Genomic DNA, 14730 nt, shown 5'->3' with positions numbered 1-14730 from the left:
AAGGGCGTTTTTGTGTTTTACTTGAGAGTGAATGTTCATCACTTGAACCTAATCGACAGATGAAGCTACACATTTGGATGAAAATTGAAATACAATCGTGTCACGGTATTATCTCCGCGTATTAACGCATACAGTACAACAATGAGATGTGCGCCTATAAGGAGGAAACAGCGGTATGATTAATCCGATTCTGCAATCCCCGAATGTTCAACTGGCAGCCGATTCGACAACGGTTTTAAATTATCAGCGTGATTCGCGCAATTATATTACCCAGTTGTTTGGGGAGCAGCTGCCAACGATCAAAAATGGGTTTTTCAACGTACACATGAGTAAAGGTATCATCGTTCAGCCACACTGGCATACCAATGTGACAGAGATGGTCGTTCTGATCAACGGTGAAGTTACCACCTCTGTCTACGATCCCTTCAAGCGGGAGCGGATAAGTTATCACTTGAAGCCTGGTCAAGTTTCGATATTCCCTCAAGGGTGGTTTCACTGGTTTGTGGCGGAGACCGACGATGTGCATCTGTTGACGATTTTTGATCAACCTACACCGGACATTGTGCTTGGGGCTGATTTCCTGGCTGCAACACCGCCTGAAGTTGCACATCGTGCATACTGCATTGATGAGGAGGCGTATGCAAAGGCAGTGGCATCCATCAAAAATGACGCTATTTTGGGTCCGCCAATTGGATGCGTGGATTCTGTTTCCGATCAGGCGATCAAAGCTTCCAAATCATCCAAGAACTCAAAGGGATAACGATAATAATTCCTTCTCCAATGAACGCATTCAGGCCCACGACCGGGAAATTCGGTTGTGGGCTACGTTTTGTTCCAAATTAACACGGTCAGAATTCTCTGTTAATATAAGGATAACATTCGTTTGTCACAGTAGTGAGAGCAATAATAGGAGAAGCATAATTCATAAATTGATCATACCCTAATAACGTGGAGGAACCCATCTATGACCATGACTGAGCATATAATACTGGAAACCGCAATGAGTTATGCTCCTGTATTAATGTTTGACCGAAATGAGCCTTTTTATCCGGATTTTGTAGGTGTTTCAATACTGGAACGCTCTGGCCCTTCCCCATCCTTTAGCCGGGAAATTCATTTTCCAGCCGATGCCGTCCGATATGTGATTGAATTTGCGATCTGGTGGGATTACGAAATTGGGCATTTGTACGAAATGGAGCATGTGTGGATCTATGTGGGCCATGACGGCGAAGTCGTGGACTGTGAAGCCAGCTTTCATGGCAGAGTGCTCAGGGGATTGCTGAAGGATCGGGTTAATGTGGTTGGACGCCATGTGTGTCTTTACTCGCAGCCAGGCAAACACGCGTTTTCACCGCTGCCTGTGGTATTTGAACTGTTACCGGATCTGTACAGCGCAGCCGGGGCTAATGCTGGATGTGACGGCCTGCTAGTCAACGAGATGTTCAAAGGTTATTTTGAAACAAATGAAGAGATCAATGCCAGAGTGCAGGCATTCCTGCAGACGAAGGCGTTTGTACCTGCTATGGAGTTTGAGGAATATGTGCTTGACCCCAATGTGTTTATGATCTGGGACCAACTGTTTGCTTTGATTCCTGGAAGAATTGAGGAAAGACTAAGAGAACTCGAAGTATGACATTGAATCCGTTATTGATGTGAATGAAGAGGTGGAGTTATTTCAATGGATAATTTGATTTTCTTTATGATAATTTCTCGTTCGTCATTTTACATATGTATATAATAAAAAGTGCTTCATCATCCGTATGGGTGATGAGGCACTTTTTGTTGACCCGAGAGTCTAATCGCATTTAAAAATGAGATCCATAAATCGGTTCGCTGCCAGGGAAATCGGCATATTCCGCTTTGTCATGATGCCTACATGGGATGGAGGCAGGGGAACATCCAGCTGAATTTCGAAGAGAGAGCCTTCCTCCAGCTCTTTGGAAATAAACTCACGGGTTACATACGATATGCCCAATCCTCGACGTGCAAATTCAATTAACAAATCCACACTGCCGACTTCAATCTCGGGTTTGAGTGTATAGCCATAGCTGTTGAACAATTCCGTTATCGCCATCCGCACCCGGCTGTTCCGGGAGAAGAGAATCAATTGATGCTCCAGGAGCATCTCCAGTGTCATGACTTTATCCTTCAGCTGAGCATAACGTTCACCCGCAACGAAGCAGTCCTTGAGCTGAATACTTTCCCGAACTTCCAGCTGCGGATCAACGATGGGCATTCGAACAACACCCAGATCAATTTTTCCTTCTTTCAGAAACGTGATGACTTCCGGCGTTGTTCCATGACTCAGATGCAGCTTGATGTTAGGATATAGGACATGGAATTCTTCCAGATATGCCAGCATGTAATGCTTAAACAATGAATCACTTCCGCCAATCCTCAGTTCTCCGTTGTCTAAACTCTTCAGGGCGGCCATTTTCTCCTCCGCCAGCGAGATCAGAATCTGGGATTGTTCGATATAAGAATACAGACTGACACCTTCCTGTGTCAGTGCAACTCCCTTGGAATTCCGGTAAAACAACGTGAGGCCAAAGCTTTCCTCCAGCTGTTTGATAGCATGGCTAACGCTTGGTTGAGTGATATATAGCGCTTTGGCAGCTTGAGTCAAACTTCCTGTTTTGGCAGCCCAGTAAAATACCTTATATAATTCATAATTTGTTGTCATAGATATGGTCTATAGCTCCTGTGAAATATATTAATTACTTGTATGGCTATGAAACGTATTATAGTGTAACTACAGCAAAGATACCAGAGTTACTTGGAAGGAGAACAGTGAGATGGAACCAACAACCATTATTTTATTTGGTGCGACTGGCGATTTAGCCAAAAGAAAAATATATCCTGCCTTATATAATTTATACATTGAGCAGAAACTACCTGAATCCTTCTCGCTGATTGGCTTGGGACGCAGAGAATGGTCTGATGAATTCTTTCAGGCACAAGTGGAAAAATCATTGAATGAATTTTCCAGACGCCCGGCCGATCCTAAAGTTGTGAAGTCATTCGTGCAGGCTTTCCGCTATAGTGTATTGAATATAAGCCATAAGGAAGATTATACAGAGCTGTTAGATTTGGTTGAACAGAGAGAGGCTGAACTTGGCATTCCGTCCAATCGTTTATTTTATCTTTCGGTTGGTCCAGAATTCTTTGAACCGATTGCAGCGAACATTCAGGAGAGTGGACTTGGATCTACAGCGGGCTGGAAACGTCTTGTGATCGAGAAGCCATTTGGTCATGATCTGCAATCGGCTCGTGATCTGAATCGCAAATTAAGCGAGGCGTTTACCGAAGAAGAAATTTATCGGATTGACCATTATTTGGGCAAACCAATGGTACAGCGTCTTGAAACCCTGCATCAAAGCAATCCGATCATGAAGGCATTGTGGAACAACCGTTACATCTCCAATGTGCAAATCACCGCTAACGAGACTGTTGGTGTGGAAGAACGGGCATCCTATTATGACCATGTAGGCGCCGTGCGGGACATGTTCCAGAATCATATGCTGCAATTGCTCATGATGATGGCGATCCAGCTTCCATATAACAGCACCACGGAAAAAGTCGGTTTGAAGAAAAAGCACATCATGGAATCGATACAGCCGCTGCAAAAGCAAACTGTGGGTGCAAGTGTTATTCGCGGACAATATGCTGAAGGAAACATTCAAGGCAAATCCGTTAGCGCATATGCAGCTGAACCGGGTGTTGCCGAGAATACGATGAATGATACTTTTATTGCTGCGAAATTGCAGATTGATGACTTCTTCTGGCGCGGAGTACCTTTCTATATCCGTACAGGAAAACGAATGAAGGAGAAATCAACTCGTATCGTCATTGAATTCAAGGAACCATCCGGACAGGCCAACGTGGTTAACGGCTCCAAACCGAACCTGCTTGTGATTGAGATGAGCCCTGACCAGAGCATGACACTGCAGCTGAATGCGAGCGACCCGCAAAACAAAGGGGAGTTCAAGCCGGTTCATATCGATCTGTCACCAGATCGTGAGGATCTGGCCGAAGCTTATGAGAACTTGATTCATGATGCATTGCATGGAGATCCAACGTTCTTTGCCCACTGGGATGAAGTAGAACTGTCCTGGGCATGGGTGCAACCTATCTTGGATGCATTCCAGGAGAATTTGCTCCCACTTCATTTGTACCCTGCAGGAAGCTATGGACCTGTAGAGTCGGATGCTATGCTGGCTGCCGAAGGGCACCACTGGTGGTTTGATCAACCTGCCGATCAGCAGGCCGAAGATGCAACTGAAATTCCTATGGCTGTTAATGCAAACCGGTAACATCAAAAAAACAAACATATCCCTTGGAGGTAATTGAATATGAAATTTTTCATCGATACAGCAAACTTGGTAGACATCAAAAAAGCGTATAAAATCGGCGTACTGTCCGGTGTAACAACAAATCCGTCATTGGTAGCCAAAGAAGGCGTGAAATTCGAAGACCGCATTGAAGAAATTTTGCGTGAGGTACCTGAAGTTGAATCCGTATCTGCGGAAGTAACACCAGATGCGATCACAGCCGAAGAGATGATTGCTCAAGCTGACGAACTGATCAAAATCAATAACAACGACAAAAACATCACAATCAAGCTGCCAATGACACTTGCAGGACTGGAAGCTTGCCGTTACCTGACCAAAAAAGGTGTGAAAACCAACGTAACGTTGATCTTCACGGTGAACCAGGCGCTGCTTGCTGCTCGTGCCGGTGCAACATATGTATCCCCGTTCCTGGGACGTCTCGACGACATCTCCGAAGATGGCGTGCAATTGGTTGCCAAAGTTGCTGAGCTGTTCCGTACACATAACCTGGATGCACAGATTATTGCGGCTTCTGTAAGACATCCGGACCACGTTACACGTGTAGCAATGGCTGGAGCACATATTGCTACTGTGCCATTCTCCGTCATTGAACAAATTTCCAAACACCCGCTGACAGATCAAGGTATGGATAAGTTTGCAGCTGACTGGAAAAAAACGGTTCAGTAATAAAAGATTGTTGATCTCGAATTTTAACCTACTATATATAAAGAGTATTGGGAGGACATAATGAGTAAACAACAGATCGGTGTCATCGGACTTGCAGTAATGGGTAAGAACCTTGCCCTCAATATTGAAAGCAAAGGATTCTCGGTAGCGGTTTTTAACCGTTCCCCTGAGAAAACGAACGATCTCTTAAAAGAAGCTGAGGGCAAAAACCTGACAGGTGCGTTCACCATTGAAGAGTTCGTAGCTTCTCTGGAATCCCCACGCAAAATCTTGATTATGGTTCAAGCGGGTAAAGCAACGGACGCTACGATTGAACAACTGCTGCCACACTTGGACGAGGGAGACATCATCATTGATGGAGGGAACGCATACTTCCCTGACACCCAACGTCGCAGCAAAGATCTGGAAGCTAAAGGTTTCCGCTTCATCGGTGCGGGTGTATCCGGTGGGGAAGAAGGCGCATTGAAAGGCCCAGCAATCATGCCGGGCGGACAACAGAGTGCATATGAGCTTGTTGAACCAATCCTGACAGCCATTTCGGCTAAAGTGGGCGACGATGCTTGCAGCACATATATCGGACCAGATGGTGCTGGACACTATGTTAAAATGGTGCACAACGGTATTGAATACGGGGATATGCAGTTGATCGGTGAAGCGTATCACTTGCTCAAAGACGTGCTGAATGTTTCTGTTGAAGAACTGCATGAGATCTTCTCCGAATGGAACCAGGGTGAGCTGGACAGCTACCTGATCGAAATCACGGCAGACATCTTCTCCAAATACGATCCGGAAACCGGCAAACCAATGGTTGATGTCATTCTGGATGCAGCCGGACAAAAAGGAACAGGAAAATGGACTAGCCAAAGCGCGCTGGATCTGGGCGTACCTTTGTCCATGATTACAGAATCCGTATTCTCCCGCTTCCTGTCTGCGATGAAAGACGAGCGTGTGGCAGCAAGCAAAATCCTAAATGGACCTGCAACTGAAGCATTCTCCGGTGACAAAAAAGCATTCATTGAGAATGTGCGCAAAGCGCTGTTTGCAAGTAAAATCGTATCCTACGCGCAAGGCTTTGCCCAAATGCGTGCAGCTTCGGACGAGTACGGCTGGGATCTGAAATATGGCAACATCGCGATGATCTTCCGTGGTGGCTGCATCATCCGTTCGCAATTCCTGCAAAACATCAAGGAAGCATATGACAAAGACGCAGAACTGAAAAACCTGCTTCTGGACCCATACTTCCAAAACATTGTTGAATCTTACCAAGGCGCATGGCGTGAAGTCGTTGCTGCTGCGGTAACTCAAGGAATTCCGGTTCCTGGATTCTCCAGCGCGTTGTCCTACTATGACAGCTACCGTACAGAGCGTTTGCCTGCGAACCTGTTGCAAGCACAACGTGACTACTTCGGTGCTCACACCTTCAAACGTGTGGACAAAGAAGGTTCATTCCACTTCCAGTGGATGGATACCAACGAATAATTCGTAATGTATGAACAGCCGATTCTGTGTCCGTTCATGAGTTCAACTCATGTTTGGATACAGGGTCGGCTTTTTGTGCTGCATGTGATTAAGCTGTATCCTATAATGTCCGTTTATGAATGCTTGGAATTTAAGTATCAACAAATTGTAATAAAATGTACGTATCTATGATCCGAAACAGATGTTTTGCCCCCCTTAACTACGTTATACTTGTTCAAATGGATAGGAAGCTTTCTAACTGAATTCAGCAATCAACTTATTGACGTGGAGGTTAACGGGGGCATGTTTGTACTTGCAGGCATATTGTTTTTGATTGTATATGGTTTATTAGTGTTTTACATAGGGCGGAGCGGCTGGAGCTGGATGAAGCCTGTCGTCTCAGCGAGATTCCGTTGGTTTTACATCGTTGCGCTTGTATTCTTTGCAGTATCCTTCATACTGGCACGGTTGTTTGGAAGTTTCTCCTTCCTGAGCATAATCGGCTCATACTGGCTGGCTATCTTCTCGTTGCTGTTAATGATCTTGCCGGTTGTTCATTTGACGTTATGGATTCTTAGACTGACAAGAATTCCAAGACATCATGCCCACAAATGGGCGGGTGTGGTTACACTTGTATTGTTGCTGTCTACACTGGGTTACGGTATCTATAACGCCTATAGTCCAGTTGTCAGGCAATATAATATTCAGATTGATAAAAAAGTGGAAGGTGTCGACAGCCTCAACATAGTCATGGCTGCAGATATGCATTTCGGACTGCTTTCTGGTCCTGCACACGCCAAACGTATGGTGGAGGAAATTAACGCACTGAAGCCAGATCTGGTGCTGTATCCAGGTGATATTATCGATGACAACTTGGATATGTACCTCAAGAGTGGGATTGCGGATATTATCAGTGGCATTCAGGCTCCTTATGGAGTATATGCCTCACTCGGCAATCACGATAAATTCAATGGTCCGATCGAGGATTTAATTGCCGCACTGGAGAAGAGTAATATGCAGGTCCTGTATGATGACAAGATTACCCTGGACGATAAGATTACTCTGATTGGGCGTAAAGACCGGACCGAGAAGGATCGGGCAGAAGTAGCAACGTTGATGCAGGATACCGACCTGAGCAAGCCTTTGCTCATGATGGATCACCAGCCTTATGATTTGGATATTGCGGAGCAGAACCATGTAGATTTGGTTGTGTCCGGTCATACCCATCGTGGTCAGATCGCACCCGCTCAGTTTATTACTAAGGCCATCTACGAGAATGATTGGGGTTATCTGCAAAAAGGGTCCATGCACTCTATCGTGACCTCTGGATTTGGCTTCTGGGGACCTCCAATACGTACAAGCAGCCGATCCGAGATTGTACAGATTAATGTAACGTTTCAACAGAAATAAGGTTGTTAGCCTGAGCGAGTGGTGTAATATAGGCTACAATTTTTCTGCTTAAATTGCTGTATCTGACTCACTTCGCGCATTGCTAGAGGGGAGTGAGTTAGCGAAGCAGCCCGAAAATCTTATCCACATGTGGACAGGTTTCTGGGCTGCTTTGCTGTTGATCTCCCCAACAACGGTAGCAGCAGCTTTTTTTTGTAAAAGATGGCTTCATAACATCTGGGATGATATACTGTGATCCTATTGGAGGGGATAAAGATGAAGAAACCTATTATTGCTGTAGATATGGATGATACCATATGTCATCTGGTCAAGCGAGCCATATATCACAATAACATCAACTTTCCAACTCATCCGCTGCGATACGAGGATATGGTGCACTGGGATACATCCCATATTCGCCATCCGGAATGTACACATGATGTATTTTACGGTCGGCCAGGACTGTTTGAGGAACTGGAGATTTATGACGAATATGTGGTGGAAGAGGTGGAAAAGCTCCATCTAGCCTATGATCTCCTTATACTAACGGCGGCTGAACCCAAGACAGTTGTTGAGAAGTGGAATTGGCTCCAGAAGCATATGCCATACATATCTCCAGAACAGTTTATAACCTGTAAACGGAAGAACCTGATTAATTTCGATTTGTTAATTGATGATGGAGCGCATAACCTGATACCTGCGATGAATGAGGGGAAAAAAGTCATTTGCATCCCTCATCCATGGAATGTAAACGAGCGGGAGCAACATCAGTTTCCGTTAATGACCTCCTGGAAAGGTGCAAAGGCTTATGTGGATCGTCTGCTTGAAACAGAACATGAAGAGAGCAAGCGTGAGTCGGTAAAGAGATGAACCCAGGGAAAGGAGCCGAAGGCAGGAACACTTAATTCGATGGTTTAGCTCTGAAGTTCCTGCGATAACCCTGCGGGGTTTCTCCCGTAATGCGTTTGAAGACGGCGTAAAATGAATCTACATCCCTGTAGCCTACAAGTTCAGCAATTAAACTGACTTTATGTTGTGAATTCTTCAGCAATTCACAGCTTTTTTGTATGCGCAAATGTTGCAGATAGGCACCAAACGTCCGCCCGGTGTGGGTCACGAACATACGTCCAATATGTCTTTGACTCCAACCAGAGATATTCACGAGTTCGCTTAGACGGATTCGTTCGTTAACATGTTGGTCCAGGTAATGAAGGATGTGTTCCATATCAGTTGTATTTTCCTTCTCATTGCAGGTGATTTGATGAATATGTCTGTAGGTCGTTACGACGAGTTGACTAACGAGCGTATAAAGGATTGTGGATGAGCCGATTCCCGGAACGGCAGATTCGCGGTACAGCTTTACCATTAATTCTTCCATCCGTTGACTGTAATCAGTGATAGATACATAAGGAACCCGATTCTTTTCCAGATCTGTCAGATGGTTTCGAATCTCCGCCTCCTGAATAATGATGGACAGGGTGTGGATCAGTTCAGAATTGAACAGACAGTTATAGATAATGAGTGGATGCTCTGATACATTCGCTGTAGCTGGACGGAATACATGAGGAACGCCAACCGGAATGACAAACAGCATACCTTTGTGTACCGGAATAATATCTTCACCGATGTGATGAAAGCCCTTTCCTTCTGCCACATAACTGTATTCAACAAATTCATGTGCGTGAAAGGGAACCACAAAATCCTCGGAACACCGGTTCACGAACAGCTTCAGATTATTATGAAAAAAGGATTCGCTCTTGAACAGTTGGACGGTAGAATTCACGAGATAGCCTCCTCCGTTGAGAATGACCAGATGACCGGGTTAAACAGTCCTCTTCGCCAGGTATTTCCGAACACAGAATCGATATAATTATATCGTAACCTTGAATTGGAAACCACGATGGAAAGGGATGTTTCTCTGATGTTGATTGTAAATCATCTGCGTTGTGAGTATAAAATAAATCCGATTGGACTAGATATCACGTCTCCGAGGATAAGCTGGCATTTGCAATCCGATCGCAGAAATTGTGTACAGTCAGCTTATCAAATTCAGTTGTCACGAACAGAAGATTTGGACCAGATTGAATGGGATTCCGGCAAAATGAGCTCTGACCAGTCGTCCCATGTTGAACTGGAGCATTGGGTACCCGAAGCACGAACCCGCTATTATTATCGTATTCGTGCTTGGGATCATGCAGGAGATGAATCAAACTGGTCGGAGACAGCGTATTTCGAGACGGGATTCATGGGTAGTAAAGATGCCTGGCAGGCGGATTGGATTACAGTAGATCCATCCTCTCAGCAGGAGGAGTCTTGCCCGCGATTGCGTACCTTGTTTGAACTGAAAAAACCTGTTGCAGCGGCAAGAATATATGTGACTGCACTTGGATTGTACGAACTTCATCTGAATAATCAGAGAGTGGGCGAAGCATACTTCACCCCGGGCTGGACCAGTTATGGGAAGCGGTTGCAATATCAGGTCTATGATGTAACGGATCAGCTTCAGAATGGACAGAACCTACTCGGTGCTTATCTGGGTGATGGTTGGTATAAAGGACATTTGGGATGGGATAAGGGGCAGAATATCTACGGAGCAGACCATGCTTTGCTGCTGGAACTTCATGTTCATTATGGGGATGGTTCGGAGGAACGCATTGTATCGGATCAAGACTGGGAGAGCGCGTCTAGTGCCATCCGCATGTCGGATATCTATATGGGTGAAACGTACGATGCTCGCCTGGAGTCCGAGTGGACAGATTCATCCTCAACGCCATGGTCACCCGTACGTGTGCTGGATTATACGAAAGAGATCATTGTTGCTCAGGAGAATGTGGCGGTAATGCAAGTACAGGAGTTGAAGCCGATCGCTTTGCTGACAACGCCTCAAGGAGAGCGTGTGCTGGACATGGGACAGAACATGGTCGGCTGGATGAGATTCAGCATTCAGGGTGAGTCGGGTCATACGGTTGAATTACGACATGCCGAGATTTTGGATCATGCAGGTAATTTCTATACAGAAAATCTCCGTAGTGCCACTCAGTGCATCCGCTATACGCTAAAAGGCAACGGTGTGGAGACGTATGAGCCGCATTTTACGTTTCAGGGATTCCGTTATGTGAAGCTCATCGGGTTCCCGGATCACGTTAACCTGGAGGATTTCACTGGAGTTGTGCTGCATTCCACTATGGAGCGTACAGGTCACTTCAAAAGCTCCAGTCCTTTGGTGAATCAGCTTCATCACAATATATTGTGGGGGCAAAAAGGAAACTTTCTCGACGTACCGACAGATTGTCCGCAGCGTGATGAGAGGCTGGGCTGGACGGGAGACGCACAGATGTTTATACGAACTTCTTCATACCTGATGAACACGGCGCCTTTTTTTACCAAATGGCTCAGGGATGTGCAGGCAGATCAGGGAGAGGATGGAGGCATTCCTTTCTATGTTCCTGATCTGAGGAGTCCGACGTCTGAGGGATGGGGAGACACCAATCATTCTTCTGCCGCCTGGGGAGATGCTGCTGTCATTTGTCCATGGACGATTTACGAGATGTATGGGGATGTCAGGCTGTTGGCTGAGCAATATGACAGCATGAAACGCTGGATTAATTACATTCATGCTCAAGGGGAGAATCCTTACTTGTGGAATACAGGTTTCCACTTTGGCGATTGGCTCGGGCTGGATTCCAAACCGGACAGCTATATCGGGGCCACAGACAAGGATTTCATAGCGACAGCATTTTATGCCTACTCTGTTTCTCTTACACGGAAAGCAGCCGAGGTGTTGGGGAAGAAGGAAGATGCAGTGTATTATGATAATCTTCATGACAACATTGTTGCTGCATTTCAGGATGAATTCGTGACACCTGCGGGCAAACTTGCCGTCCCCACACAGACAGCGCATGTACTTGCTTTGCATTTTGACCTATTGGATGCTACATCTCGGAAACGTACCATGGATCAATTGGGGAAACTGGTTGCGGACGCAGGGAACCATCTGACCACCGGTTTTGTGGGAACACCTTATCTGAATCCGGTACTGAGTGATACGGGACATCATGATCTGGCCTATACGCTACTCTTTCAGGAGGATTATCCATCTTGGTTATACCAAGTGACACAAGGTGCGACTACAGTGTGGGAGCATTGGGACGGAATCCGGGAGGACGGAAGTCTGTGGAGTGCTGATATGAACTCATTCAACCATTATGCATATGGAGCCATAGGAGAGTGGTTATATCGTTACGTTGCAGGGATTAATACGGATGAACATCAGCCTGGATTCCGGATTGTGCACATTAAGCCCAAACCAGGACCTGGACTGGAGTGGGTGGAAGCATGTTTCGAGACGATGTACGGTTGTGTGACATCAAACTGGTATCGTCGTGAACATAACGATATGGAAGTTCTTGTGACGATTCCTGCCAATACAACGGGTACAATCCTTCTTCCTGGAGCAGATGTACAGACCGTTCGGGAGAACGGGAAAGCTTTGCACCAAGTAGCGGGTATTCATGATTTTCAAGCGCAGGGAACCGATGTACGAATTGCGCTGGGATCAGGAAGCTATCAATTCACTTACAAGATGCTTGGAGCGGATCAGGAAGTCTATGCACAACAGACGGAATCAGTATAACGGGTATGATTAGAGGAATCCGCCAACAGGATCGTGAACTAATATAATAGCGAAAGCTGGACCCGAGTAGAGGATCTGCATACGCAGGTTCTCTTTTTATACTTGGATAAAGATACTGTTCTTCAGATCGATAAGAGGATCATAAGTTATTAATGCAATGAAGGGAGATGAATCAATTTGACGAGTGGAAAAATACTGGGCATTGCATACAATGTCATTCCTGTGACAAATGTAGAGCAGTCAGCAGCATGGTTTGTGAACCATTTTGGATTCAATATCAGGCAGCCTAGAGAAGGCTATATTAGCCTCTTTAGAGACAATAGACCGATTCTCGATTTGATTGAAAGTGATTTACTTTCGAGGATCTGGACGGTAATCTGTTCGACGTATGGGAGCATCATGACTGTGAATTAGTATATTAGGTTGAAATAGCATGGCAATATCAATATGAGTGAGGAGGACGTGCGTAAAATGAGCAAAGAAAAAGTTAGACTAATCAAACCTTCAGCAGAATATAAAGAAACGTATATGGCATTTTATGAAGACTGGGTTGCAAGCGGAGAATCGATGGTACCGTGGGTCATTTCGAATGAGCCCTACCCTTTTGAAGGGATGTTAGCTTTTTTGGAACGTAATGAACAAGGCATTGATATACCGGAAGGCTGGGTTAGGGACAGTACATATTGGCTCGTGACGGAAAGTGATCGAGTGGTTGGAGCCGTGAATATACGACATGAACTGAATGAGAAGCTGTTTCATAGCGGAGGACATATTGGTTATGGGATTCGTCCAGGCGAACGGCAAAATGGATATGGTGCCGAAATCCTCAAGCTTTCCTTGGAAATCACGAAAGATCTCGGAATCACGAAAGTGCTGGTCGTATGTGACGCGCACAATGAGGCATCCAGAAGAGTTATTCTTCGTAACGGGGGTATTCAGGATCAAGACTATGTTGAGCCTGATGGGAATATCGTAGAGCGATTCTGGATAGGTGATGTCGAATGATGTTGAGAAATGTTGTAATTTAACGAAAATAATATGGATTATGATTGTAATACCCACGTCTGCTGATTTAAAATAAAGGGTAGAATCTGGATTGCGGCCGGAAACTATCATTCTATCAGGCATAAGTGAGGTTTTATTATGAATCATCCGGTTAATCGGCCCCGGCGTATTGAGTATCTGGATCTCTATCGTGCTTTTGCAATCATGGCTGTGGTTGCTATTCATGCGACTTCAACGGCAGTTGCGCATTATCCCAAGCACACGCTGGATCATGACTTTTATTATTTTTGGAACAGCTTTCTGCAATTCGCCGTACCTGCCTTTCTGTTCCTCTCCTCGCTGGTGTTGTTCTACAATTACAGCTCCAAGATGAAGGAAAAGGGCTGGATGCCCACTTTTTATAAAAAGCGATTATTTTATGTTTTTGTGCCTTATCTGGCTTGGTCACTCATTTATTTTATCGTCAAGCAGTGGTTAGCAAACAAAGAGCCTTTGGCACATGTGAAGCAGTTCTCGGAGCAATTGTTAACCGGTACTGCACACACGCATCTATATTTTTTCCTAATTATTTTGCAATTTTATGTGGTATTTCCACTGCTTCTTTCGTTAACACGTTATCGTTTATTTAATCAATATTTACCGTTGTTCTTTATCGCGGCACAGGCAGTTTTTTACGCCCTGCATCTGCAGTTTCATTTCTCACGGATGGGGAGTTTGCTGCCAAGTTACTTGATTGTTATTGGATTCGGTGCCTGGATTGGGTTGAACTTCGATGCAGCAATGAAGAAACTGTTCTCCTACCGTTATGTGTTGATCGCTGCATTGTTGAGCGGAGGGGCCGTCTTTATTTATGGAAATACTTATGTAAAAACGACTTTCGCCGCATCTCCGGCGCTAACCTATACGCTGCTATTTCTTTTCCGTAATCTGTTTACTCTTTCGGCCTGCTTGCTCTTGTTAATGACATGTGAACGAATGGGCGCTTGGAAACAGAGCGGATCTAATCGGGCAACTCGCATTCTGAATTCATTGGGCACGGTGGCATTTGGTGTATTCTTAATACACCCATTAATACTGTTGTTCTGGAGAAGAGAACTCACCGTGGAGCTCGCTCCACATTTTAGCCTTGGCATTATGCTTTCTTATGTTGTAGCAATTCTGCTCTCATGGATTATTGCCATGGGACTCCGACGTATGAAGTGGGGATGGGTTCTGATTGGACGTTAA

13 protein-coding genes are annotated in these 14730 nt (G+C 45.2%); 11 read left to right on the top strand and 2 right to left on the bottom strand.

Going from position 1 to position 14730, the window contains the following annotated elements; genetic code table 11:
- Positions 1-175 precede the first annotated feature (175 nt).
- Positions 176-760 carry a cupin domain-containing protein gene (locus P364_RS0112910; protein WP_024630529.1) on the top strand — a complete coding sequence of 195 codons (585 nt, stop codon included), beginning with the start codon at positions 176-178 and terminating at the stop codon, positions 758-760.
- A gap of 204 nt (positions 761-964) precedes the next feature.
- Positions 965-1633 (top strand): hypothetical protein, encoded by a 669-nt coding sequence (locus P364_RS0112905; RefSeq protein WP_024630528.1) that lies wholly within the window; start codon positions 965-967, stop codon positions 1631-1633.
- Positions 1634-1795: 162 nt separating this feature from the next.
- Here the strand turns inward: P364_RS0112905 and P364_RS0112900 are convergent, their stop codons facing one another.
- Positions 1796-2683: a LysR family transcriptional regulator gene (locus P364_RS0112900; protein WP_024630527.1), complete on the bottom strand. Its 888-nt coding sequence runs from the start codon at positions 2681-2683 to the stop codon at positions 1796-1798.
- 112 nt (positions 2684-2795) lie between these two features.
- On the opposite strand from P364_RS0112900, the gene zwf reads away from it, so the two are divergent.
- The 5 genes from zwf to P364_RS0112875 all read left to right on the top strand — a co-directional run bounded on the left by zwf (position 2796) and on the right by P364_RS0112875 (position 8735).
- Complete coding sequence (gene zwf / locus P364_RS0112895; RefSeq protein ID WP_024630526.1) at positions 2796-4313, top strand: glucose-6-phosphate dehydrogenase; 1518 nt, start codon at positions 2796-2798, stop codon at positions 4311-4313.
- A 39-nt stretch (positions 4314-4352) separates the two neighbouring features.
- Complete coding sequence (gene fsa / locus P364_RS0112890; protein ID WP_024630525.1) at positions 4353-5018, top strand: fructose-6-phosphate aldolase; 666 nt, start codon at positions 4353-4355, stop codon at positions 5016-5018.
- Between the two features lie 60 nt (positions 5019-5078).
- A complete protein-coding gene (gene gndA / locus P364_RS0112885; protein ID WP_024630524.1) occupies positions 5079-6497 on the top strand; it encodes an NADP-dependent phosphogluconate dehydrogenase in 1419 nt (472 codons plus the stop codon).
- A 282-nt stretch (positions 6498-6779) separates the two neighbouring features.
- Positions 6780-7886, top strand: coding sequence for a metallophosphoesterase (locus P364_RS0112880; protein ID WP_024630523.1), 1107 nt, complete (start codon positions 6780-6782; stop codon positions 7884-7886).
- Positions 7887-8141: 255 nt separating this feature from the next.
- A complete protein-coding gene (locus P364_RS0112875; RefSeq protein ID WP_024630522.1) occupies positions 8142-8735 on the top strand; it encodes a 5' nucleotidase, NT5C type in 594 nt (197 codons plus the stop codon).
- 31 nt (positions 8736-8766) lie between these two features.
- Here P364_RS0112875 and P364_RS0112870 read toward each other — a convergent pair whose 3' ends face one another.
- Positions 8767-9648, bottom strand: coding sequence for an AraC family transcriptional regulator (locus tag P364_RS0112870; protein WP_024630521.1), 882 nt, complete (start codon positions 9646-9648; stop codon positions 8767-8769).
- Positions 9649-9786: 138 nt separating this feature from the next.
- Between P364_RS0112870 and P364_RS0112865 the strand changes: the two genes are divergently transcribed.
- The 4 genes from P364_RS0112865 (at position 9787) to P364_RS0112850 (ending at position 14730) form a co-directional block, all read left to right on the top strand.
- On the top strand, positions 9787-12498 hold the full coding sequence (locus P364_RS0112865; RefSeq protein WP_024630520.1) for an alpha-L-rhamnosidase: 2712 nt from the start codon (positions 9787-9789) through the stop codon (positions 12496-12498).
- Positions 12499-12675: 177 nt separating this feature from the next.
- Complete coding sequence (locus P364_RS0112860; RefSeq protein ID WP_024630519.1) at positions 12676-12912, top strand: VOC family protein; 237 nt, start codon at positions 12676-12678, stop codon at positions 12910-12912.
- Positions 12913-12969: 57 nt separating this feature from the next.
- Positions 12970-13503, top strand: coding sequence for a GNAT family N-acetyltransferase (locus P364_RS0112855; protein WP_024630518.1), 534 nt, complete (start codon positions 12970-12972; stop codon positions 13501-13503).
- Positions 13504-13641: 138 nt separating this feature from the next.
- Positions 13642-14730: an acyltransferase gene (locus P364_RS0112850; protein WP_024630517.1), complete on the top strand. Its 1089-nt coding sequence runs from the start codon at positions 13642-13644 to the stop codon at positions 14728-14730.

This window comes from Paenibacillus sp. MAEPY2 (genome assembly GCF_000499205.1).
GTDB lineage: Bacteria > Bacillota > Bacilli > Paenibacillales > Paenibacillaceae > Paenibacillus > Paenibacillus vandeheii.
The sequence above is the reverse complement of the archived record's forward strand: the minus strand, read 5'-3'. Positions and strand labels throughout refer to the sequence as shown.

Excerpts from the sequence above, each read along its gene's own strand:
- P364_RS0112880 (WP_024630523.1), top strand. The coding sequence starts at position 6,780 with ATGTTTGTACTTGCAGGCATATTGTTTTTGATTGTATATGGTTTATTA.
- P364_RS0112910 (WP_024630529.1), top strand. The coding sequence starts at position 176 with ATGATTAATCCGATTCTGCAATCCCCGAATGTTCAACTGGCAGCCGAT.
- P364_RS0112900 (WP_024630527.1), bottom strand. The coding sequence starts at position 2,683 with ATGACAACAAATTATGAATTATATAAGGTATTTTACTGGGCTGCCAAA.
- P364_RS0112855 (WP_024630518.1), top strand. The coding sequence starts at position 12,970 with ATGAGCAAAGAAAAAGTTAGACTAATCAAACCTTCAGCAGAATATAAA.
- P364_RS0112850 (WP_024630517.1), top strand. The coding sequence starts at position 13,642 with ATGAATCATCCGGTTAATCGGCCCCGGCGTATTGAGTATCTGGATCTC.
- gndA (WP_024630524.1), top strand. The coding sequence starts at position 5,079 with ATGAGTAAACAACAGATCGGTGTCATCGGACTTGCAGTAATGGGTAAG.
- fsa (WP_024630525.1), top strand. The coding sequence starts at position 4,353 with ATGAAATTTTTCATCGATACAGCAAACTTGGTAGACATCAAAAAAGCG.
- P364_RS0112905 (WP_024630528.1), top strand. The coding sequence starts at position 965 with ATGACCATGACTGAGCATATAATACTGGAAACCGCAATGAGTTATGCT.
- P364_RS0112865 (WP_024630520.1), top strand. The coding sequence starts at position 9,787 with ATGTTGATTGTAAATCATCTGCGTTGTGAGTATAAAATAAATCCGATT.
- zwf (WP_024630526.1), top strand. The coding sequence starts at position 2,796 with ATGGAACCAACAACCATTATTTTATTTGGTGCGACTGGCGATTTAGCC.
- P364_RS0112875 (WP_024630522.1), top strand. The coding sequence starts at position 8,142 with ATGAAGAAACCTATTATTGCTGTAGATATGGATGATACCATATGTCAT.